The sequence below is a fragment of the Rhizobium sp. 01L419 genome, assembly GCF_056400025.1.
Genome location: NZ_JBFTSM010000001.1, coordinates 149,045 through 169,578 on the forward strand (window position 1 = coordinate 149,045; position 20,534 = coordinate 169,578).

Here is a 20,534-nt window from a genome sequence, read left to right on the forward strand (position 1 = left end):
CTTTCGGAATGCGGCACGGGACTTGCTTTCCTGCAGTCACCAGACACATTCAACGCAAAGTGCCAGACAGAACGGCATCTGTACGGGGGTGGCATGACAGGCGCGGCGGCGGGCACGACAAGACTGCAGAGAGCGGAAGGACGCGGGCATCTCGCTGCCAAGGTGCAAGGCGGGCGCACGCGGATCCACGAGCTCTATCAGGAAGGCGCGGCGAAGATTCGCTTGCCGGATACGTTCAATGCGTCGATGGAGGCTGTCATCATCAATACGGCCGGCGGATTGACCGGTGGCGACCGCATGAACTGGAGCGTATCGGCCGGGGCGGGCACGCGCATCGATGTCACAACGCAAGCCTGCGAGAAGATCTACAAGGCGTCGACCGGTACGGCCGAGATGACGACGCAGATCCAGGTCGGGCCGGGCGCCCGCGTCGACTGGCTGCCGCAGGAAACCATTCTCTTCGACCGTGCATCATTGTTTCGCCGTCTAGATGTCGATCTCGACGACAGCGCCGAGTTTCTGGCCGTCGAGGCCATTCTGCTCGGGCGCAAGGCGATGGGCGAGACGATGGAGACGGGCCTGTTTCGCGATCGCTGGCGCATCCGCCGGTCCGGCCGGCTGATCCATGCCGAGGAACTGCGCCTCTCCGATGCCGTGGCGCTGCTTGCGGCAGAGCAGGCAGTGCTCGGCGGACAGGTGGCCTTTGCGACGGTTCTTTATGCCGGGCCGATGTCGGAAGCCTATCTTTCCAAGGTGCGGCCGCTGGTCGATGGGCATATGGGTGGCGCGAGTGCGTGGAGCGACAAGATCGTCGTGCGCCTTGCCGCAGCTGATGGCTTCGCGCTCAGAAAAATCCTGATCCCGGTCATTTCCGCCTTGCGCAACGGAGCGCCTGTGCCGAAAGTCTGGAATCTATAAGTTCAACAAGCAGGTAGACGATGAACCTCACTCCGAGAGAAAAAGACAAGCTGTTGATTTCCATGGCGGCCATGGTGGCGCGACGGCGGCTGGAGCGCGGCGTGAGACTGAACTATCCGGAAGCGATCGCGCTCATCAGCGATTTCGTCGTGGAAGGCGCGCGCGATGGCCGCCCGGTCGCCGAGTTGATGGAAGCCGGTGCCCATGTCATTGGTCGCGACCAGGTGATGGAAGGCATTGCCGAGATGATCCACGACGTGCAGGTCGAGGCGACATTCCCTGACGGAACGAAGCTGGTCACCGTACACGAACCGATCCGCTGAGGGGGCATCATGCTGGAGCTTCGACCGAACTGCGAATGCTGCGACAAGGATCTGCCACCCGACAGCGCGGAAGCGATGATCTGCACGTTCGAATGCACCTTCTGTGCGAATTGCGTCGAGAACGTCTTGAAGGGTGTCTGCCCGAATTGCGGCGGCAATCTCGTTGTCAGGCCCATCCGGCCCGCGGCGAAACTTGCCAACAATCCGGCTTCCACCAAGCGTGTTCTGAAGGCCGAGGGCTGTGCGCCCAAGGCGGCTTAAGGAGAGATAGATGATCCCTGGCGAAATCATTGCCGCTGATGGCGAGATCGAGCTCAATGCCGGTGTGCCGACCGTCACACTCGATGTCTCCAATACCGGCGACCGCCCCGTACAGGTCGGCAGCCACTATCATTTTGCCGAGACCAATGCCGGCCTGTCCTTCGATCGCGACCAGGCCCACGGTATGCGGCTCGATATTCCCGCCGGCACCGCCGTGCGCTTCGAGCCGGGCCAGACCCGATCGGTGACACTCATTCCGCTGTCCGGCAAAGGTGAGATCTATGGCTTCCGCCAGCTCGTCATGGGTCGGCTCTAAATAAAAGAAAATGACGGGAGGAGATACATGCGCTTGAAGATCGGGCTCATCGGTGCGGCCCTGATGCTGTTTGTCGCCGGTGGCGTTAATGCGGAGGACGTGGACTGCGACAATGCAGAGACGCAGTCCGACATGACCAGTTGCGCGCAGGCGCGTTATGACGAGGCCGACAAGGGGCTTAATGCCCAGTATAAGCTGACACGTGCCGCTATGGCGACGATCGACGAGGATCTCGATGGTGACATGAAGGGCGCCGAGCAGGCGCTCCTCAAGGCACAGCGCGCCTGGATCAACTATCGCGACGCGCAGTGCGAAAACTATGGCTTCCAGGCTCGCGGCGGCACGATGGAGCCGATGCTGGTGGCGGGCTGCCTCGCCGACCTGACCGATCTCAGAACCAAAGAGCTCAAAGCGCTCGCCGATGGAATGGGCCAGTAAGGTGGGCAGGTCGATCATGATCGTGGGCAACGGCGACGTGGGAGAAGGAGGGGCAGAGATCATCGATGCTGCCGACTTCGTCATCCGCTTCAACGAGTGCCGCTCCTATGGCACTGGCGGCACGCGCACCGACGTGGTGGCCGTGTGCAATACCGGTCGGCCCGGCAAGGCCATGATCAGTTCCGAGAGCTGGCGCATCCATCCGGGCGTTGTCGAGGCCTCTGAAATCTGGGGCGTGCGCGATCCCGCGAAGTTTGCGGCGATGCGCGGGCCGCTTGCCGTTTCGCATCCCGAACTCGATGATTTTTGCGACGACTATACCGATCAATTCAGCGACTTCTGTGCCGAAGCCGGCAAGCTGCATAGGGTCGTCGACAAACGGATTCATGAAGCCGTCGATCAGGCGCTTTCTGCCTTCTCGCCGGCGCCTTACGTCGTGCCGAGCAGCGGCATGATCGTGATCGGCGACGTACTCGACAGATTTCCCGGTGACGAGGTGACACTCGCAGGCTTCGGCCATGTGGGCTGGGAATGGCATCCCTTCGCCGCCGAGAAGCAGCTCGTCGACTCCTACATTGCGGCGGGCCGTCTCAGGCGGCTTGCCGGAAAACAATTCGCCTCTTCCTCCCAAGGAGCCTGATAGATGCCCTACAAGATCTCCCGCAAGGCCTACGCCGGCATATTCGGTCCAACCACCGGCGACAAGGTCCGCCTTGCCGATACGGAGCTTTTCATCGAGATCGAAAAGGACTTCACCACCTATGGCGAAGAGGTGAAGTTCGGCGGGGGGAAGGTCATCCGTGATGGCATGGGTCAGAGCCAGGTGACGCGAGCAGATGGTGCGGTCGATACCGTCATCACCAATGCCGTCATCATCGACCATACCGGCATTTACAAGGCCGATATCGGCTTGAAGGACGGGCGCATCGCGGCGATCGGCAAGGCCGGCAATCCGGATGTGCAGCCCGGCGTCAACATCATCGTCGGTCCGGGCACGGAAGCAATTGCCGGTGAAGGCAAGATCGTGACGGCCGGCGGCATGGACAGCCATATCCATTTCATCGCCCCGCAGCAGATCGAGGAAGCGCTGATGAGCGGCGTGACCTGCATGCTCGGCGGCGGCACCGGGCCTGCGCATGGCACGCTGGCAACGACCTGCACGCCAGGTCCCTGGCATATTGCCCGCATGATCGAGGCAGCAGATGCCTTTCCGATGAACCTTGCCTTTGCCGGCAAGGGCAATGCCTCGCTGCCGGGCGCGCTGGTCGAAATGGTGCTTGCCGGCGCCACCTCGCTGAAGCTGCACGAGGATTGGGGCACGACGCCCGGCGCCATCGACTGCTGCCTGTCGGTTGCCGACGAGTATGACGTGCAGGTGATGATCCATACGGATACGCTGAACGAAAGCGGCTTCGTGGAGGATACGATTGGCGCCATCAAGGGCCGCACCATTCATGCCTTCCATACGGAAGGTGCGGGTGGCGGCCACGCGCCAGACATCATCAAGATCTGCGGCCAGCCCAACGTCATTCCGTCGTCCACCAATCCGACGCGACCCTATACGGTCAACACCATCGCCGAGCATCTCGACATGCTGATGGTCTGCCATCACCTGTCCTCGTCGATCCCCGAGGATATCGCCTTTGCCGAAAGCCGTATCCGCAAGGAGACGATCGCGGCCGAAGACATCCTGCACGATATTGGCGCCTTCTCGATCATCTCGTCGGACAGCCAGGCCATGGGCCGTGTCGGCGAAGTGCTGATCCGCACCTGGCAGACGGCCGACAAGATGAAGCGCCAGCGTGGCAGCCTGAAGGAAGAAAAGGGCGACAACGACAATTTCCGCGTCCGTCGCTATGTCGCCAAATACACGATCAATCCGGCGATCGCGCACGGCCTGTCGCACGAGATCGGCTCCATCGAAGTCGGCAAGCGTGCCGACCTCGTCCTATGGAACCCGGCTTTCTTCGGCGTGAAGCCGGACATGGTGCTGCTCGGTGGCTCCATTGCCGCCGCACCGATGGGCGATCCGAACGCTTCCATCCCGACGCCGCAGCCGGTGCATTATCGGCCGATGTTTGCCTCCTTCGGCAAGAGCCTGACGAATTCCTCAGTCACTTTCGTTTCGCAGGCTTCGCTCGATGCCGGTATCAAGGGCCGCCTTGGCGTCGCCAAGGATCTCGTTGCCGTCAGGAACACCCGCGGCGGCATCTCCAAGGCATCGATGATCCACAACGACCTGACACCTCATATCGAGGTCGATCCGGAGACTTACGAGGTGCGGGCGAATGGCGAGTTGCTGACCTGTGAGCCAGCAACAGTGCTGCCGATGGCGCAGCGTTATTTCCTGTTCTGAGGTTGTTCGTCCATGGGAGGCTTGAAACTGGCAGCGCGGTGGCTGATGAGGGCAATCGCGCTGCTTTTGTTCCTGGCGGCTGCCGGGACCTTCGTTCCAAGGCCGCTCCTCGTTGCAGCCAACGCTTCTCCCGATACGACATCCTCGCAACGCATTCTTTTGCTTTCCGGCCCGATCCACACGGATATCGCGATCCCGCTCGACGATCGGCTTAGGGCCTCCTTTTCGTTCCTGGAAGACGCCGGCATTCCGGTGAGTGATCCCGCTGCACAATGGCTGATCTTCGGATGGGGTGGCCGCTCATTCTATCTCGAGACGCCGACCTGGGGCGATCTGAAGCCGATGCCGGTGTTTCGTGCGCTGACGATCGACAGGTCGGTGATGCATGTCGATGTCGCCGGAAGCATCTCCGAAACCCACCCGGCCGTGACGGTTCTCAATGTCGATGGCGAACGGTTCGAGCAACTGGTCGGCTTCATCAATGACAGTTTCGTCAGAGAGAATGGAACCACCCTGCCGATCGGGGAACGGGGATATGGCGACTACGACAGGTTCTTCAAGGCGAAGGGCTATTTCAATGCGCTGTTCGGCTGCAATACATGGACTGCAGCGACATTGCGGGCGGGCGGTTTGCGAACCGGTTTTTGGAACCCGCTGCCGCAGACTTTGGTGCTCTCGCTTGGCCTCTATAATTGAAGTTGAAGGCTCCTCCTCAACCTCGGCGGCCGTGATGGCGCTGCTTTATTTTCCGTTTTAACTCTTGTCTTTTTGACGCCAGGTCCCGCATTGTTGCTCTTGAAGTGAAGTCTGAGCATCACTCTCTGTTTGGTTGTGGAAATCTATGGATAGACTGTGATTTTTCAGCCATAGACCATTCTGAAACACGTGCTGATCGGCTCGTATAAAATATATTTAAAATCAAATTGTTAGATGTGTCTCCCACCATGGCAGGTCCTGTCCCGAAAAGTTGCATCTCCTGCTAGAAAAAACAGATCGGCTGAATCCCCCGAGATCACTCGAATTTTAGCGATTGGATTAAGACCCCCGCAGCAATTGCGACCCTATCAATGCCGAGGAAACGCGGGCAGGAAGGTCGATTCTCATGGAAAATTGGATATCGCTTCAGGCTGATCTGGGCAGTTTCGAGCATCGCAAAACCGTTTATACTTTTGCGCTGAAGATGAGTTTTCTGGCGGTTATCCTGTCCGGCTTCATCATCATGATCATTCTGCCTCCGCTCAACTTCATGGGAATGCTGCCGATCACCCTCGGGCATGCGATGATCTTTGCCATTATTCTTTCCTGGCTGATCGGCGGAATGGTCTCGGGCGTGCTGTCGCTCGTTGCAGGTTTCGCCATTCATGATCTGACCGTCTCGCGTGCGAAGTTCGAAAAGCTCAGCCGTACCGATACGCTGTCGGGGCTCTTGAACCGGCGCGCTTTTACCGATGCCCTGGAGAAAGTCGACGGCGACGCTTGTCTCGCCATTTTCGACGTCGATCGTTTCAAGGCGATCAACGACCGTTTCGGCCATGGCTGTGGTGACGCTGTTATTACTGCCGTCTCGGCGATGCTCTCGGCCGCTTTTGACGGCGCGTCGGTCGTGGCGCGACTCGGCGGCGAGGAGTTCGGTATCGTCGTTCAGGGCGGAGCGCCGGAGGAGCGGGTGGCGCGCATAGAAGCCGTGAGGGCACAGATTGCGGCGCGGCCGATTCCGGCGGATGGGCACAATGTCACCATCACGATATCAGGCGGCATTGCCGATCTCCTAGAGGGACGCGACAAGGAGGCGGTTTATGCCTCTGCCGATAAGGCGCTCTATCTCGCCAAGGCGCTCGGCCGCAATCGTGTCGTTCATGAGCGGGAAGGGCTGAACCATGCCTGGCACGGCCTTGTCGAAAACGGCCTTGGCGTGCAGGGTATCGGGCCTGACGAGGCAAGCCTGCTGCAGGCATCCGGAATCTAGAGCCTTTCCTGACTGGCCGTTTACGAAACGTGCATTGGTGCTTGCATCGCGAAGGGCTATTTTGCATGGTCTAGGTCCCAGTTTAACGGATATGTCATGCAGCGCGTCACATCTTATCTCCCCGCCGGCACCCCTTCCTCTCACCCGACCGCACAGGTCAAGCTGCCGCACGATCTGCGGCACCTGCGCCGCAAGCTCCTGCATCTGGAGAACGGCGAGATGGTGATGCTCGATCTCAAGGATCCAGTGCTTTTCGCCAATGGCGACATGCTGGTTCGCGAGGACGGCGAGTTGATCGAAATCCTTGCCGCCGACGAGAAGCTGTTCGAAGTCCGCGGTCGCGACCGTGTGCATCTGGTCGAACTCGCCTGGCATCTCGGCAACCGTCATCTCGCGGCCCAGATCGAGGAGGATCGCATCGTGATCCTGCGCGATCATGTCATCCGCACGATGCTGCAGGGACTGGGCGCGATGGTGCTCGATATCAACGAGCCCTTCCAACCGGCGCGCGGCGCCTATCATTCCCAGGGCGGACATTCGCACGGGCATGATCACGATCACGGACATGATCATGATCATGAGCATCACGACCACGAGCACCATGACCATGCGCATCATGAACATGGGCACGATCATCACGACCATGACCACGAGCATGGTCACAACCACGACCACAGCCATCATAAGCACGACTGAAGCCTGATGGCTGAGGATCGTGAGCTGCAGGCTTTGCTGCGCCTGACGGCATGGCTTTCGCCGGCTTTTCCCATCGGCTCCTTTGCCTATTCCGGCGGCCTTGAGCGGGCGGTCGCCGATGGGCTCGTCAAAGATGCCGTCATGCTGCGCCGCTGGCTGGAGACCCTGACCGGCAATGGCTCGGTCTGGAACGATGCGGTCCTCTTTGCCGAAAGCCATCGCGGTCATGACGACGCCGATCGCCTTTCGGAGCTTGCCGAACTTGCCGAAGCGCTTGCCGGGTCGCGTGAGCGGCATCAGGAAACCATGCTGCTCGGCGAGGCCTTCCTCATCGCCGCGCAAGCGTGGCCGGACGATGTACTCGGCCGGCTGCCGAAGAAGGCAGCCTATCCGGTCGCCGTCGGCGCGGTAACGGGCGCGCACGGCATTCAGCTGGAGAAGGCACTTGCCGCCTTTCTGCACGCCTATCTCTCCCAGTCCGTTTCCGCCGGCATCCGGCTCGGTGTTGCCGGACAGAAGGACGGTGTTGCGATCCTCGCCGGGCTGGAGGAGCATGTGATTGATATTGCCGCGCGTGCAGCGCGCTCCAGCCTTGACGATCTGGGTTCTGCAACGGTTCAGGCTGATATAGCGGGACTTCGGCATGAGACGCAGCAGACGCGGCTGTTCCGCTCCTGAACGAGACTTATCCTGATATCTGCGTCATTTGACGGTGGCGAGAAACCGGCGCTTCGCTATCATCCGGCTTCGATTGGAGTAAGACATATGAAATCAAGAAACGGACCCTTGCGCGTCGGCATCGGCGGGCCTGTTGGCTCGGGCAAGACGGCGCTGACCGAAAAGCTCTGCAAGGCGATGCGCGACGACTATTCCGTCGCTGTCGTAACCAATGATATCTATACGACTGAGGATGCCGAAGCGCTGGTGCGCATGCAGGCGCTGCCGTCCGAGCGCATCGTCGGCGTCGAGACCGGCGGCTGCCCGCATACGGCCATCCGCGAGGATGCGACGATCAACCTGCAAGCCATCGCGGGGCTCAATGAGCGAATCCCGGATCTCGACGTGGTCTTCATCGAATCCGGCGGCGATAATCTGGCGGCGACGTTCTCGCCCGATCTCGCCGATATCACCATCTATGTGATCTCCGTCTGCCAGGGCGAGGAAATCCCGCGAAAGGGCGGGCCGGGCATTACCCGATCCGACCTTCTTGTCATCAACAAGAAGGATCTGGCGCCTTATGTCGGCGCCGACCTCGATGTGATGGACCGCGACGCGACGCGCATGCGGGCGACCCGCCCTTTCGTCTTCTCCGACATGAAGCGTGGCGACGGCATCAGTTCTATCGTCGACTTCCTGCGGGTGCAGGGCGGTCTCTAGATGTGGAACGTCAAGGGTTCCACATCTAGAGCTTAGATACGCTTGAGCGTGTTGATGTCGCTGATGGCGATGAAGCGCCCGCGCACGGTCACGCCTGCAGACTTAAGCGTCGAGAAGGCGCGGGACAGCGCCTCCGGCGCCAGACCGAGCTTGCGGGCGAGCAGGTTCTTCGGGAAGGGCAGGCGCAGCGATGCCGTTGCCGATCCTTCTTCGACGCAGTGCGAGAGAAGATAGTGCGCCACGCGTTGCGGCGCCGTCTGCATGCGGTCGTTGGCGAGGCATTCCATCGTCGACAGCAGATGCAGCGACAGGCTGCGCATGATCGCTGTGCCGATCCGTGGGTACTCGGCCAGCAGGGCGCGCACTTTGCCTACGTGGAAGCGGGCAAGAACCGTGTTGTCCATCGACTGGGCGGCGTAACGATAGATCCCGCCTGCCTGGATCAGACATTCGGCGAAGCTGTCGCCCGGCTCGCAGATGCGGATGTCTGCCTCGCGACCTTCTCCGTTCAGACGAAAGAGCCGGACGTAGCCTTCCAGCACGCTGTAGAAATAAACGCCGGGTTCGCCTTCCTGAAAGAGAATGTCGTGCGAAGCGGAAGCCATTACAGTGGAACAGGCGCGCAGCGCCTCGGTTTCCGCACTGTCCAGTTCTGCAAATATTCCGGCTCTGGAAAGCAGCGTCCGCTCGCGGCTGCTCGGCATCAGCATCCTGTTCATGTTCCCGCCTCCGGCGGCGGCCAATGCCGCCAATATTCCCCTTGATGATGCCAGAATAGAGGAAGCGAAGCGCGGGGGAATTGATTTTGGTCAAACGCTGCTGTTGAGAACTCTTATCGAAGCCGGCGATCGATCGGGATTGTGAAGGACCAGGCGTCCGGATGTTTGCGGCTTCTGGTGAACCGACGGATGAAAGGCAGGAGGACAAAGAGGCGCTTGCCGCGTTCGACCTCCCTGGCAGGATGGTTGTTGCGCGGGTTACCCCAGCAGTCTTCATAGAGATCCTTGAATAGCGAACTGATCGGGACCATCGTTTCATTCTCCACGAGGTTGAATCGATTCAAAATATCGGCGGATTTTTTGAACCGATTCAATTCTCTTCCTCATCCTTGATGCTGTCAAGTTTATTTTGAACCGATACAATTTTTTGCTAGGGTGCTGTCGTTCATATCTGCAAGGAGCGGTTTTGGCTAAGGGGCATGTGAGACTGGCTGATGTCGCCAAGGCGGCAGGCGTATCGCAGGGCACGGCATCGAATGTATTCAGCCGTCCAGAAGTGGTCCGGGAGGAGGTTCGCGAGCGGGTGCTCAATGTCGCCCGAGAGCTCGGTTACGGCGGGCCGGATATCAAGGGCAGGCTGCTCAGGGCAGGGCGGGTGAACGCGATCGGTGTGGCTGCAGTCGAACCGCTCACCTATTTCTTCGACGATCCCTGGGCGCGTTCGCTAATGACCGCGATCGGCGAAGTTTGCGATGCCAGCGGCACCGGTATTGCCGTCGTATCGGCGATGAATGAGGAGCGGCTTGCCTGGAACATCAACAGCGCGCTCGTCGATGGCTTCATCCTGCTGTGCGTGGAAGGCGGAGAGAGGCTGGTGGAACTCACCCGCCAGCGCCAGCTGCCGTTCATCGCGCTGGCGCTCGGTATCGAGGACGAGACCATTCCGGCGATTGGCATCGACAATGTCTCGGGCGGAGCTGCGGCTGCGCGGCATCTCCTGGAACTCGGGCACCGGAACATCGCGATCCTGTCGATCGGCGATGTCGATGGCCTTGTCGGCGTGGTGGCGCCCGAGCGTGTCGATCCTGAAATGGAAGCGACGCCGCGTGACCGCATGCATGGCTACTGGCAGGCGCTGGCGGAATATGGCATTCCTCGCGAAGCCGTTCCGATCCAGGGAACTTTGCATGACAGATCGAGCACGCTGATGGCCATGGAAGCCCTGTTCTCCTCTGCCAATCCGCCGACGGCAATTCTGGCGATGTCGGACAAGGTTGCATTGTTTGCCATGCAGTGGCTGACCGAGCGCGGGCTGAAAGTGCCGGAGGATGTTTCCATCATCGGCTTCGACGGCGTGCCTGAAGCTGCAATCTCGCTTCCGCGTTTGACCACCGTCGCGCAGCCCTTTGCCGAAATCGCACGGCGCTCGGTGACGGCGATCCTCGAAAATGCAGTGCCGGAAAACCGTGAGGCGCTTGATCTCGAACTTGTCGTGAGAGACAGCACGGCGGCACCAAGGCTGCGGTAGGCTCGGGAAAACAAAAGGCCGGGTCGATGCCCGGCCTTTTGCACTATGATCCCTGTCTTATTCAGCCGCGAAGGGCGGCAGGCGCAGCACATTGGTGTCGTTGGCAACCTTGCGCTTGCTTTCCGGCTTCTCGATCGCGGTCAGGCGTTCCTCCAGCGAGTCGATGTCGCTGCGGTTCTCGCGGGCGACGCGGGTGAGATCTTCGCTCGACATCGGCAGGTCCTCCTTGTCCTTCTTGCCGACCAAGCGGCCGAAGATCCAGCCGAGCAGGCGGGAAAGATCGTCCATGATCAGGAAGAAGGAGGGCACGACGACGAGCGAGAGCACTGTCGAGACGATAATGCCGCCGATCACCGCGATCGCCATCGGCGCGCGGAACGAGCCGCCTTCGCCGACGCCGAGCGCGGAAGGCAGCATGCCGGCCGACATGGCAATCGAGGTCATGATGATCGGGCGGGCGCGCTTGCGGCCGGCTTCGACCATGGCCTCGACACGAGCCATGCCCTGGTGGCGCATCTCGATCGCGAAATCGACGAGCAGGATGGCGTTCTTGGTGACGATACCCATCAGCATCAGGATGCCGATCATGACCGGCATCGACAGCGGGTTGCTGGTGACGATCAGGCCCGCGGCCACGCCGCCGATGGCGAGCGGCAGCGAGAACAGGATGGTGAAGGGCTGGATCACGTCCTTGAAGAGCAGGATCAGCACCGTCAGCACCAAGAGGAGGCCCATCAGCATGGCATTGACGAAGCTCTGCTGCATCTCGGACTGCACCTTGGTGTCGCCGCTTTCGGCAAGGTGCACGGTGGCCGGGATCTTGGAGTCGTTGACGATCTGGCGAAAGCGGGCCGAAGCCGTGTCGAGCGCCACGCCCTGCGGCAGGTCGGAGCCGATCGAGACGACGCGATAGCGGTTGTTACGCTTGATCGAGCTGACGCCTTCCGAATAGTCGATATTGGCGACGCTTGCGAGCGGAACGGTGCCACCGCTGGCGGTCTGGATCTTCAGTGCCCGGATGGCCGCGAGATCGCGGCGCATGTCGAGTGATGCCTGAACCCGGATTGGGATCTGGCGATCGTCGAGCGAGATCTTGGCAAGGGCCGCATCGACGTCGCCGATCGTGGCGACGCGGATCGTCTCGGAGATTTGCTGCGGCGTGATGCCGAGGCGGGCGGCTTCGTCCTTGCGCGGGTAGACCTGCAATTCCGGACGGGGCAGGGCGCCGTCGGCGCTGACATTGGCCAGTAGCGGATCGGCACGCAGCTTGGATTCCAGAATGCCGACCGCATCATTCAGGTCCTTCTCGTTCTTGGAGAGGAAGTTGAAGGAGAGGTCGCGTTCGCCGCGGTCGTTGAGCTTGAGGATATGGACGTCGGGAATGTCGCGCAGCTTGGCGAAGACTTCCTTTTCGATATCCCATTGCGGACGTTCGCGGCCGTGGACTTCCACCTTCGGCAGCATCGGACCGATGACGGGAATATGGCCGAGCACATCGTTGACCACCTTCTTGACCAGCGACTGGTCGAGCTTGTCAAGTGCCAGCGTGATCGTCGCGCGGCGCAGTTCAAGATCGCCCTTCGGCGATGCGCCGCCGAGCACGAAGACGCTTTCGACGCCGTTGATGTCCTTGACCCTGTCATAGATCGCATCGGTCGTCTTCTCGGTGTCGTCGAGCCGCGCATTGGGCGGCAGTTCGACGGAGAGAACGATGCGCGAGGCGTCTTCCGGCGGCAGGAAGCTGCCGGGAACCTGCATCAGCAAGAAGACGGAACCGACCAGGAAGCCGATCGCAGCAAGCAGGGTCGCGTAACGTGTGTACCAGTGCCCGGTCGTGCCGCGTACCAGGCGCGTATAGCCCTTCATCAGCAGGCCGTCATTGTCGTGATGGTCTTCCATGCCGTCTTCGGCACGCATCAGATAGGCGGCCATCATCGGGGTGATGAGGCGCGCCACCATCAGCGAGAAGAAAACGGAAAAGGCGACCGTCAGGCCGAACTGGATGAAGTATTGGCCCGGAATGCCCGGCATGAAGGAAACGGGCACGAAGACGGCGATGATCGTGAAGGTGGTTGCGATGACGGCAAGGCCGATTTCGTCCGCCGCCTCGATCGCCGCCCGATAGGGCGTCTTGCCCATCTTGATGTGACGCGCAATGTTTTCGATTTCCACAATCGCATCGTCGACGAGGATACCCGTCGCAAGCGTCAGGGCGAGGAAGCTGACGAGGTTCAGCGAGAAGCCCATCATGTCCATGACCCAGAAGGTCGGGATCGCGGAGAGCGGCAGCGCGATGGCCGATATCAGGGTCGCCCGCCAGTTCCTGAGGAACAGAAGGACGACGATGATGGCGAGGAGCGCGCCTTCGAGCAGCGTGTGAATGGCGGCTTCGTAGTTGCCGTAGGTGAAGTAGACCGAATCGTCGATCAGCTCGATCTTCACGTTCGGGTTTTCGCTGCGCACCTTTTCGAGGCTCTGCCCCACGGTTTCGGCGACGCTGACTTCGCTCGCGCCCTTCGAGCGGAAAACGCCGAAGGTAACCACCGGCGTGTCGTTGAAGCGCGAGAAGGATTTCGGCTCCTCGTAGGTGTCCTTGATAACGCCAAGATCGGACAGCTTGACGAAGCGGCCGCTCGGCAGCGCAATCGTCGTGTCTGCAAGCTCGGCGACGTTGCGGGCGTCACCGAGAACGCGGATCGCCTGTTCGCTGCCCGCCACCTGGCCGCGGCCGGAGCCGAGGTCGACGTTGGTACCGCGCAGCTGCTGGTTCACGCTTGCGGCGGTGATGCCGTAGGCATTGAGCTTGTCGGGGGTGAGCTCGATGCGCACTTCGCGCTCCGCGCCGCCGTAACGGTCGACGCGGCCGATGCCGGCCTGACCCTGCAGCGCACGCTTGATAGTATCGTCGACGAACCAGGAGAGCTCTTCCAGCGACATGTCTGGCGAGGATACGGCGAAGGTCTGGATTGCCTGCCCCTCGACATCGACCTTGGTGACAATAGGCGCTTCGGCTGTCGCCGGCAGATCGCTGCGAATGCGGTCGATCGCGTCCTTGACGTCCTGTACAGCTTGTTCCGTCGGCACTTCCATCCGGAACATGACGTTGGTCTGCGAGCTGCCGTCGGTTACCGACGACTGGATTTCGTCGATGCCGGTGATGGAGGCGATCGCGTCTTCGATCTCCTTCGTCACCTGCATTTCAAGTTCGGCCGGCGAGGCGCCGCTCTGGGTCACGCTGATCGAAACGAGCGGCACGTCGATATTGGGGAAGCGCGTGATCGGCAGCGCGTTGAATGACTGCATGCCGATGAAGATCAACAGGCAGAAGGCCAGGAGCGGCGCGATCGGATTTCGAATGGACCAGGCTGAAAAATTCATCGGATGGTCTCTTTAGTTGGAAGCCGAGGGCTGTTCGCGCACCGGCGTGATGTGGTCGCCGTCGCGGACATAGGCGCCCGCCTTGGCGACGACATCGTCGCCGGTCTTCAATCCACTGATGATCTCGATATAGGCACCGTCCTGAATGCCGGTCTCGACCTTGGCGAATTTCACCACGCCATTCTCGACCCTGCGGGCGGAGGAGCCTTCGCTGCCGGTAAGCACTGCCGTCAGCGGAAGCGATACGCCTTCGGTCTCGCGGACGATGATCTCGGCGCTGCCATACATGCCGGAACGCGCCTTGCTGTCATCGTCGATGGAGATATGGACGAGGCCGAGGCGGGTGACCGGATCGACGGTCGGCGACACCAGGCGCACCGCGCCGGAAAGCTTCTCGCGGCTGCCGGAAAGCGAAATCGTCGCCTTCTGGCCGGCCACGACCTTGACGATGTCGCTTTCAGCGACTTCGGCGACAAGTTCGATGTCGCCGTCGCGGATGATGGTGAACAGCGGATTGCCGTTGCCGGCGGCAATGGCGCCGACCTTGGCGTTCTTGGCCGAAACGACGCCTGAAACCGGTGTTTTCACATCGGTGCGCGCCAGCTTCAGGTCCGCATCGGCAATCTGGCTGTCGAAGACCTTGAGGTCGGCTTCGGCGACCTCGATCGCCTGCTCGGCGGAAGCGACGCGGGCATTGGCGGCTGCGGCCGTCGCATCGGCTTGCTCGACCTGGGCGGTGGAAACAGTGCCCTTCTTGCCCATTTCCTGGGCACGGGCCTGCTGCTGCCTTGCCTGCTCGGCATTGGCCTGTGCCTCGATGAGCTGGGCGCGCAGCTGGGCAAGGCTTGCCTCGCCCTTGGCTTTCGTCGCCATCATCTGGCTCTTGGTCAGGACCAGAGCGTCATCGTTGAGCGTCGCCAGCGTGCTTTCGGCCTGAACCTTGTCTCCGACATCGGCCTTCAAGGTGCGAATGGAGAGGCCTTCGACCTGTGGCTGGATATAGACTTCCTCGACGGGCTTGACCGTTCCCGTGCCGATGACACGGTCGACGAGGGTCCGGTTCACCGCCGTGGTGACGACGATTGCCGGCAGGTTCTGGGGCGCCTGGGCCTGCGGATGCGTCGCCTGGGGTTCCTGAGCAAATACAGCCGAGGCCGCGAAAGTGGCGACAAGAAGCGCCGAGACCGCAAAAGCGGCGACTGGGAAAGTAGAGGCGCGTAATAATGCGTGCGGCTTCAGTGCCATGCGTCTTCGTCCAATCTCTTGACAGGATCGGCCGGAATCGCGCGTCGTCATGCAACTCGCGAACCGGGCAAATGCCGTCTTCCAAATCTCAGAGGTATTTACCCGCATCCCATCTGCCGGAACACATCGTTCCCATCCGGCAAATCAGGCTAGAACGTGGTATCGATTTGCTCCACGTGCAAGCCCGGCAGAAAATAATTCCCTATGAGACACTATTAATTACCAATGCGAGGCTCATCAATCACTAAAGGGTTATGTGAACATGACGATGATTGATCGGCCTGCATATCTTAAAGCGTGTCACGATCTTTCAGATCCGCTCGCCACACTTTAAGTCTCTGTTTTAATCATGTCGTTACCCGCAAAACCGGTGTCCCCGTTCGCGCGACATGCAATAGACGTTTGACGCCCGACAAATGCGACAGTTGCAAGGCGATTTTTTTCATTGAGTGCAAAAAATAGAAAACGCGCGGGAAAATCTCCCGCGCGCGTTGCATTTTGGCATCGATATGATGTTATTTGGCAGCGGCGTCCGTGATGTCGTGGGTCCAGGCGCCTGATGGTTCCTTGTTGATGATCTTCTGATCGAGAAGAGCCTTTGCCGTCCGGTCATAGAGCGTGGTGTCGAGCTTGCCGGTGCCGTCACCGATCAGCTTGGCGACTTCGCCCATCATGCGCTTCTGGTGGTTTTCGTCCTGGCCTCCTGCATCGACGACGATTCCGGCGGCTTCATCCGGGTTCTCCATGGCGTATTTCCAGCCCTTCATGGAGGCGCGGACGAACTTGACCATCTTCTCCTTGAAGGCCGGATCCTTCAGCTTTTCTTCCGAAGCATAGAGGCCGTCTTCCAAGAGGTCATTGCCCATGGCGGTATAGTTGAAGACGGTGAGATCTTCCGGCTTCAGGCCGGCATCGATCGCCTGCCAGTATTCGTTATAGGTCATGACGGAAATGCAGTCGGCCTGCTTCTGCAGCAGCGGCTGAACGTCGAAGCTCTGCTTCAGCACGGTCACACCGTCAGGGCCGCCGTCGGTCTTGAGACCGAGCTTGCTCATCCAGGCAAAGAACGGATATTCGTTGCCGAAGAACCAGACGCCGAGTGTGTGGCCCTTGAAATCGGCTTCGGTCTTGATCGGGCCGTCCTTGCGGCAGATCATTTCCATGCCGGACTTCTGATAGGGCTGGGCGATGTTGACCAAGGGAACGCCCTTTTCACGCGCCACCAGCGCACCACCCATCCAGTCGACGATCACATCGGCGCCGCCGCCGGCGATCACCTGCTCGGGAGCGATATCAGGACCGCCCGGCTTGATATCGACATCGAGGCCCTCTTCTTCGTAGTAGCCCTTGTCCTTGGCGACGTAGTAGCCGGCGAACTGCGACTGGGTAACCCATTTCAGTTGCAGCGCGACTTTATCGGCCGCCATCGCGTGGGCGGCGGCAAGCGACATCGCGCTCGCCATCATTGCAACCATCAATTTTTTCATTTTCTTGTTCCCTCTGAAGTTATGCCCAGGCCCTGGTGCGGGGCCGGGGCCCGTCTAACCACCACGGATAGACGGATGCCAGAACGTCACCGCCCTCTCGGCAAGGGCGACGACACCGTAGAAGACCGAGCCTGCAAGCGCCGCAACGGCGATCTCGGCCCAGACCATGTCGACATTCATGCGGCCGATCTCCGTGGAGATGCGGAAGCCCATGCCGACGATCGGCGTTCCGAAGAATTCCGCAACGATGGCACCAATCAGCGCCAGCGTCGAGTTGATCTTCAGTGCATTGAAAATGAAGGGCATTGCGGCCGGAAGCCGGAGCTTGACCAGCGTCTGCCAGTAGTTCGATGCATAGGTGCGCATCAGGTCGCGCTCCATGTTGCCGGAGGCGGCAAGCCCCGCAACAGTGTTCACCAGCATCGGAAAGAAGGTCATGATGATGACGACGGCGGCCTTGGACGGCCAGTCGAAGCCGAACCACATGACCATGATCGGAGCCACGCCGATCATCGGCAGGGCCGAAACCAAATTGCCGATCGGCAGCAGGCCACGACGCAGGAAGGCGAAACGGTCGGCGAGGATGGCGACGACGAAGCCGCTGATGCAGCCGATGGCGTAACCGATCAGAACGGCCTTGAAGATCGTTTGCCTTATGTCCTCGCCGAGGATCGGCAGGGAACCCACGATGCGTGCGCCGATCGCGGACGGCGGCGGCAGCAGCACGAAAGGGACACCGGCGCCGCGCGTGATCGTTTCCCAGATGATGAGGATCCAAGCGCCGAAGATTGCCGGGATCAGCAGGCGCAGGAACCACTGGCCGGCTGGCGTTGTCGGTTTGAGCTCCGAAAGCTCCGTCACGCAGCGCCAGGCAAGCAGCCAGCAGGCGGCCAGCAGCAGGAAGAAGGAGGTACCGGCGAAGCCTTCATTGCCCGAAAGGGTGCCAAGCAGCAGCCATGCTGCACCATGAGCGCCGATGAAGAGGGCGGTTGCGACAAGCGATGTGGGGAGGGGTGCGAAGGAGATCAGTGCCGCGACGATCGCGAGCAGAGCGACCAGGATGATAGTCCCTGCCGACGGAGGCTGTGTCGCACCGGCCGCAAAGACAGGCAGCATGACCATTGCGCCCGCCACGCAGAGGAGGGCGATCAGGCCCTGCCAGGAAAGCACGACTTGCTTCATGCCGGCCTCCCACCCATGGCGCGGTCGACGATCTTCGCCACGAGGCCAACGATGGCGACAAGGATGGCTGCCAGGACCGAGCCGGCGACTAGTGCTGCCCAGATATCGATGGTCTGGCTGTAATAGGAGCCGGCAAGCAGCTTGGAGCCAATGCCAGCGACGGCGCCGGTCGGCAGTTCGCCGACGATCGCGCCGACGAGGCTTGCGGCGATCGCTACCTTCATCGAGGTGAAGAGGAAGGGAATGGAGGCGGGCACGCGCAACTTCCAGAAGGTTTGGGCAGCCGTGGCATTATAGGTGCGCATCAGATCGAGATGCATGACCTCGGGCGAGCGCAACCCCTTCACCATGCCGACTGTGACCGGGAAGAATGAGAGGTAGGTGGAGATCAGCGCCTTCGGGATGAGGCCGGTGATACTGATCGAGCCGAGCACCACGATGACCATCGGCGCGATCGCCAGGATCGGTACGGTTTGGGATGCGATGATCCACGGCATCAGACTGCGGTCGAGCGCCTTGATATGGATGATGCCGACGGCGATCACGATGCCGAGCAGCGTACCGAGCGCAAAGCCGAGCGCGGTGGAGGAGAGGGTGACGCCTGCGTGGTAGACGAGGCTGCGGTTGCTGGAGAGTTTTCGCAGGAAGGTGTTTTCGAAGACGTTCTGCGCCACCTGATGCGGTGCCGGCAGGATGGGCTTCGGCTGGGAGAGGGTCCTGCCGATGAATTCCGTTGTCGTCGAGGTGACGTTGTTGCGCGTGTCCATGTCGCGCTGGAACGGCGCGTTGAGGAAGACGGCGGCGACATACCAGACGGCGACCAGCACCAGCAGGATGGTGAGAACGGGGACGATCTTGTCTTTGAGGGTGTCGGGTTTCATGCGGCCTGCCTCAAGAATGGTGCGGCATGTTTTTGTATTTCGATGAACACATAATCCGGGCCATCAAGCACTTGGGCGTTGTCGAAACGGAGTACGGTGAAGCCTTGGTTTTTCAAGAAAGCATCGCGAGCGAGATCATGATGGCGACCGCTTTCGGTTTCATGGCTGTCGCCGTCTACTTCTACGATGAGACGAGCGGAGAGCCAGGCAAAGTCTGCAATATACGGGCCGATTGGTGTTTCGCGGCGGAAGCGAGCGCCCCAGGGACGGAGATCTCGCAGCATGTTCCACATGGCGGATTCAGCCTTTGTCAGTTCACGACGAAGGCGACGGGCTCTTTCACGGGTTTTGGGCTTAATGTTGGAATGTGGCATTCAGGCCTCCATTCCTGATGTGGAAAGGAAAACCCCTCCCCAACCCCTCCCCACAAGGGGGAGGGGCTCAGGTGGTTGCCGCCTGCTTGGCGTACCTGTCTCAACTCTGCTGCTGGTAGCAGCCTCGATCATGAAAGAAGAGGGTGCGGCAGATCTGCCCCTCCCCCTTGTGGGGAGGGGTTGGGGAGGGGTCTTTGCCACGCTCTGGAGCCCCAATCTATTGCTCATAACTATGCCCCGCCCTCAGCCCTTCGCGGACGCGATGGGCGATTTCCAGGAATTCGGGGGTCTCGCGGATGTCGAGTGGTCGCTCCTTGGGCAGCGTCGAGTCGATGATATCGGTCACGCGGCCGGGGCGCGGCGACATCACGACGATCTTCGTCGAGAGGTAGACGGCTTCCGGAATGGAGTGGGTGACGAAACAGATCGTCTTGTTGGTGCGCGACCACAGTTTCAGAAGCGCAGCGTTCAGATGATCGCGGACGATTTCGTCCAGCGCCCCGAACGGTTCGTCCATCAGCAGCAGGTCTGCATCGAAGGCGAGCGCGCGGGCGATCGAGGCGCGCTGCTGCATGCCGCCCGAGAGTTGCCAGGGGAATTTCTTCTCGAAGCCCGCAAGCTCGACGAGATCGAGCGCTCCAGCGATTCGCTTTTTTTGCTCTGGCTTCGCGTATCCCATGATCTCCAGCGGCAAGGCGATGTTCTTCTCGATCGTGCGCCAGGGGTAGAGCGCCGGCGCCTGGAAGACGTAGCCATAGGCGCGGGCCTTGCGGGCCTCATCCGGTGTCATGCCGTTAATGGCAATTTCGCCCGATGTCTTGCGCTCGAGATCGGCGATGACGCGCAGGAAAGTCGTCTTGCCGCAGCCGGAAGGGCCGATGAAGGAGACGAACTCGCCCTTGCGGATATCGAGATTGACATCAGCGAGCGCATGCACCGGCCCATCATTCGTCTGGTAGGTGAGACAGAGATCCTTGGCGGTCACGACGGAGGGTGCTTGCATCAATAAACCAGTCTTGTTTTCGCCGCGCCGGCGCGGTTTTCCGTGATATTATTGCCGCCGGTCTTACCGACAGCACAGTCCCTGGA

The 20,534-nt window shown here is 60.6% G+C and carries 23 protein-coding genes; 14 read left to right on the forward strand and 9 right to left on the reverse strand.

Features of this window, described 5'->3' with window-relative positions; genetic code table 11:
• Positions 1–93 precede the first annotated feature (93 nt).
• The 12 genes from AC1DUP_RS00700 (at position 94) to ureG (ending at position 8,651) form a co-directional block, all read left to right on the forward strand.
• On the forward strand, positions 94–918 hold the full coding sequence (locus tag AC1DUP_RS00700) for an urease accessory protein UreD (RefSeq protein ID WP_477831827.1): 825 nt from the start codon (positions 94–96) through the stop codon (positions 916–918).
• 20 nt (positions 919–938) lie between these two features.
• On the forward strand, positions 939–1,241 hold the full coding sequence (locus AC1DUP_RS00705; RefSeq protein ID WP_113299763.1) for an urease subunit gamma: 303 nt from the start codon (positions 939–941) through the stop codon (positions 1,239–1,241).
• Between the two features lie 9 nt (positions 1,242–1,250).
• Positions 1,251–1,502, forward strand: coding sequence for a DUF1272 domain-containing protein (locus AC1DUP_RS00710; protein ID WP_477831828.1), 252 nt, complete (start codon positions 1,251–1,253; stop codon positions 1,500–1,502).
• A gap of 10 nt (positions 1,503–1,512) precedes the next feature.
• Positions 1,513–1,818, forward strand: a complete 306-nt coding sequence (locus tag AC1DUP_RS00715; RefSeq protein WP_477831829.1) for an urease subunit beta — start codon at positions 1,513–1,515, stop codon at positions 1,816–1,818.
• A 27-nt stretch (positions 1,819–1,845) separates the two neighbouring features.
• Positions 1,846–2,256, forward strand: coding sequence for a lysozyme inhibitor LprI family protein (locus AC1DUP_RS00720; RefSeq protein ID WP_477831830.1), 411 nt, complete (start codon positions 1,846–1,848; stop codon positions 2,254–2,256).
• Between the two features lie 16 nt (positions 2,257–2,272).
• On the forward strand, positions 2,273–2,896 hold the full coding sequence (locus tag AC1DUP_RS00725) for a Urease operon accessory protein (RefSeq protein ID WP_477831831.1): 624 nt from the start codon (positions 2,273–2,275) through the stop codon (positions 2,894–2,896).
• Between the two features lie 3 nt (positions 2,897–2,899).
• Positions 2,900–4,612 (forward strand): urease subunit alpha, encoded by a 1,713-nt coding sequence (gene ureC, locus AC1DUP_RS00730; protein WP_477831832.1) that lies wholly within the window; start codon positions 2,900–2,902, stop codon positions 4,610–4,612.
• Between the two features lie 21 nt (positions 4,613–4,633).
• Positions 4,634–5,308 carry a TIGR02117 family protein gene (locus tag AC1DUP_RS00735; protein ID WP_477832129.1) on the forward strand — a complete coding sequence of 225 codons (675 nt, stop codon included), beginning with the start codon at positions 4,634–4,636 and terminating at the stop codon, positions 5,306–5,308.
• Positions 5,309–5,714: 406 nt separating this feature from the next.
• Positions 5,715–6,578, forward strand: a complete 864-nt coding sequence (locus AC1DUP_RS00740; RefSeq protein ID WP_115034224.1) for a GGDEF domain-containing protein — start codon at positions 5,715–5,717, stop codon at positions 6,576–6,578.
• 96 nt (positions 6,579–6,674) lie between these two features.
• The gene (locus tag AC1DUP_RS00745; protein ID WP_477831833.1) at positions 6,675–7,274 is read left to right on the forward strand and encodes an urease accessory protein UreE; all 600 of its coding nucleotides are present in this window, start codon (positions 6,675–6,677) and stop codon (positions 7,272–7,274) included.
• A gap of 6 nt (positions 7,275–7,280) precedes the next feature.
• Positions 7,281–7,952 (forward strand): urease accessory protein UreF, encoded by a 672-nt coding sequence (locus tag AC1DUP_RS00750; RefSeq protein WP_477831834.1) that lies wholly within the window; start codon positions 7,281–7,283, stop codon positions 7,950–7,952.
• An 87-nt stretch (positions 7,953–8,039) separates the two neighbouring features.
• Positions 8,040–8,651 carry an urease accessory protein UreG gene (gene ureG / locus AC1DUP_RS00755; RefSeq protein WP_113299755.1) on the forward strand — a complete coding sequence of 204 codons (612 nt, stop codon included), beginning with the start codon at positions 8,040–8,042 and terminating at the stop codon, positions 8,649–8,651.
• A 32-nt stretch (positions 8,652–8,683) separates the two neighbouring features.
• Here the strand turns inward: ureG and AC1DUP_RS00760 are convergent, their stop codons facing one another.
• Entirely contained in the window at positions 8,684–9,370 is a 687-nt protein-coding gene (locus AC1DUP_RS00760; RefSeq protein WP_113299754.1) for a Crp/Fnr family transcriptional regulator, read from the reverse strand.
• Between AC1DUP_RS00760 and AC1DUP_RS00765 the strand changes: the two genes are divergently transcribed.
• Positions 9,261–9,515, forward strand: coding sequence for a hypothetical protein (locus tag AC1DUP_RS00765; RefSeq protein ID WP_477832142.1), 255 nt, complete (start codon positions 9,261–9,263; stop codon positions 9,513–9,515). The genes AC1DUP_RS00760 and AC1DUP_RS00765 overlap by 110 nt on opposite strands.
• Here AC1DUP_RS00765 and AC1DUP_RS00770 read toward each other — a convergent pair.
• Complete coding sequence (locus tag AC1DUP_RS00770) at positions 9,484–9,681, reverse strand: hypothetical protein (protein WP_477831835.1); 198 nt, start codon at positions 9,679–9,681, stop codon at positions 9,484–9,486. The two genes, AC1DUP_RS00765 and AC1DUP_RS00770, sit on opposite strands and share 32 nt — an antisense overlap.
• Before the next feature lie 155 nt (positions 9,682–9,836).
• Here AC1DUP_RS00770 and AC1DUP_RS00775 point away from each other — a divergent pair, with 155 nt between their 5' ends.
• The gene (locus AC1DUP_RS00775; protein ID WP_477831836.1) at positions 9,837–10,898 is read left to right on the forward strand and encodes a LacI family DNA-binding transcriptional regulator; all 1,062 of its coding nucleotides are present in this window, start codon (positions 9,837–9,839) and stop codon (positions 10,896–10,898) included.
• Between the two features lie 57 nt (positions 10,899–10,955).
• Here the strand turns inward: AC1DUP_RS00775 and AC1DUP_RS00780 are convergent, their stop codons facing one another.
• The 7 genes from AC1DUP_RS00780 to AC1DUP_RS00810 form a co-directional block, all read right to left on the reverse strand.
• Positions 10,956–14,276 (reverse strand): efflux RND transporter permease subunit, encoded by a 3,321-nt coding sequence (locus AC1DUP_RS00780; protein WP_477831837.1) that lies wholly within the window; start codon positions 14,274–14,276, stop codon positions 10,956–10,958.
• Positions 14,277–14,288: 12 nt separating this feature from the next.
• Complete coding sequence (locus AC1DUP_RS00785; protein ID WP_477831838.1) at positions 14,289–15,521, reverse strand: efflux RND transporter periplasmic adaptor subunit; 1,233 nt, start codon at positions 15,519–15,521, stop codon at positions 14,289–14,291.
• A gap of 515 nt (positions 15,522–16,036) precedes the next feature.
• Complete coding sequence (locus AC1DUP_RS00790) at positions 16,037–17,008, reverse strand: ABC transporter substrate-binding protein (RefSeq protein ID WP_113299749.1); 972 nt, start codon at positions 17,006–17,008, stop codon at positions 16,037–16,039.
• Positions 17,009–17,062: 54 nt separating this feature from the next.
• The gene (locus AC1DUP_RS00795) at positions 17,063–18,190 is read right to left on the reverse strand and encodes an ABC transporter permease (protein ID WP_477831839.1); all 1,128 of its coding nucleotides are present in this window, start codon (positions 18,188–18,190) and stop codon (positions 17,063–17,065) included.
• Complete coding sequence (locus AC1DUP_RS00800) at positions 18,187–19,071, reverse strand: ABC transporter permease (RefSeq protein WP_115034230.1); 885 nt, start codon at positions 19,069–19,071, stop codon at positions 18,187–18,189. Before AC1DUP_RS00800 ends, AC1DUP_RS00795 begins: the two co-directional genes overlap by 4 nt.
• Positions 19,068–19,445 carry an endonuclease domain-containing protein gene (locus AC1DUP_RS00805; protein WP_477831840.1) on the reverse strand — a complete coding sequence of 126 codons (378 nt, stop codon included), beginning with the start codon at positions 19,443–19,445 and terminating at the stop codon, positions 19,068–19,070. Before AC1DUP_RS00805 ends, AC1DUP_RS00800 begins: the two co-directional genes overlap by 4 nt.
• Before the next feature lie 217 nt (positions 19,446–19,662).
• Positions 19,663–20,448, reverse strand: a complete 786-nt coding sequence (locus AC1DUP_RS00810; protein ID WP_113311287.1) for an ABC transporter ATP-binding protein — start codon at positions 20,446–20,448, stop codon at positions 19,663–19,665.
• Between the last annotated feature and the right edge of the window lie 86 nt (positions 20,449–20,534).

Excerpts from the sequence above, each read along its gene's own strand:
- AC1DUP_RS00700 (WP_477831827.1), top strand. The coding sequence starts at position 94 with ATGACAGGCGCGGCGGCGGGCACGACAAGACTGCAGAGAGCGGAAGGA.
- AC1DUP_RS00705 (WP_113299763.1), top strand. The coding sequence starts at position 939 with ATGAACCTCACTCCGAGAGAAAAAGACAAGCTGTTGATTTCCATGGCG.
- AC1DUP_RS00710 (WP_477831828.1), top strand. The coding sequence starts at position 1,251 with ATGCTGGAGCTTCGACCGAACTGCGAATGCTGCGACAAGGATCTGCCA.
- AC1DUP_RS00715 (WP_477831829.1), top strand. The coding sequence starts at position 1,513 with ATGATCCCTGGCGAAATCATTGCCGCTGATGGCGAGATCGAGCTCAAT.
- AC1DUP_RS00720 (WP_477831830.1), top strand. The coding sequence starts at position 1,846 with ATGCGCTTGAAGATCGGGCTCATCGGTGCGGCCCTGATGCTGTTTGTC.
- AC1DUP_RS00725 (WP_477831831.1), top strand. The coding sequence starts at position 2,273 with ATGATCGTGGGCAACGGCGACGTGGGAGAAGGAGGGGCAGAGATCATC.
- ureC (WP_477831832.1), top strand. The coding sequence starts at position 2,900 with ATGCCCTACAAGATCTCCCGCAAGGCCTACGCCGGCATATTCGGTCCA.
- AC1DUP_RS00740 (WP_115034224.1), top strand. The coding sequence starts at position 5,715 with ATGGAAAATTGGATATCGCTTCAGGCTGATCTGGGCAGTTTCGAGCAT.
- AC1DUP_RS00745 (WP_477831833.1), top strand. The coding sequence starts at position 6,675 with ATGCAGCGCGTCACATCTTATCTCCCCGCCGGCACCCCTTCCTCTCAC.
- AC1DUP_RS00750 (WP_477831834.1), top strand. The coding sequence starts at position 7,281 with ATGGCTGAGGATCGTGAGCTGCAGGCTTTGCTGCGCCTGACGGCATGG.
- ureG (WP_113299755.1), top strand. The coding sequence starts at position 8,040 with ATGAAATCAAGAAACGGACCCTTGCGCGTCGGCATCGGCGGGCCTGTT.
- AC1DUP_RS00760 (WP_113299754.1), bottom strand. The coding sequence starts at position 9,370 with ATGAACAGGATGCTGATGCCGAGCAGCCGCGAGCGGACGCTGCTTTCC.
- AC1DUP_RS00770 (WP_477831835.1), bottom strand. The coding sequence starts at position 9,681 with ATGGTCCCGATCAGTTCGCTATTCAAGGATCTCTATGAAGACTGCTGG.
- AC1DUP_RS00780 (WP_477831837.1), bottom strand. The coding sequence starts at position 14,276 with ATGAATTTTTCAGCCTGGTCCATTCGAAATCCGATCGCGCCGCTCCTG.
- AC1DUP_RS00785 (WP_477831838.1), bottom strand. The coding sequence starts at position 15,521 with ATGGCACTGAAGCCGCACGCATTATTACGCGCCTCTACTTTCCCAGTC.
- AC1DUP_RS00790 (WP_113299749.1), bottom strand. The coding sequence starts at position 17,008 with ATGAAAAAATTGATGGTTGCAATGATGGCGAGCGCGATGTCGCTTGCC.
- AC1DUP_RS00795 (WP_477831839.1), bottom strand. The coding sequence starts at position 18,190 with ATGAAGCAAGTCGTGCTTTCCTGGCAGGGCCTGATCGCCCTCCTCTGC.
- AC1DUP_RS00800 (WP_115034230.1), bottom strand. The coding sequence starts at position 19,071 with ATGAAACCCGACACCCTCAAAGACAAGATCGTCCCCGTTCTCACCATC.
- AC1DUP_RS00805 (WP_477831840.1), bottom strand. The coding sequence starts at position 19,445 with ATGCCACATTCCAACATTAAGCCCAAAACCCGTGAAAGAGCCCGTCGC.
- AC1DUP_RS00810 (WP_113311287.1), bottom strand. The coding sequence starts at position 20,448 with ATGCAAGCACCCTCCGTCGTGACCGCCAAGGATCTCTGTCTCACCTAC.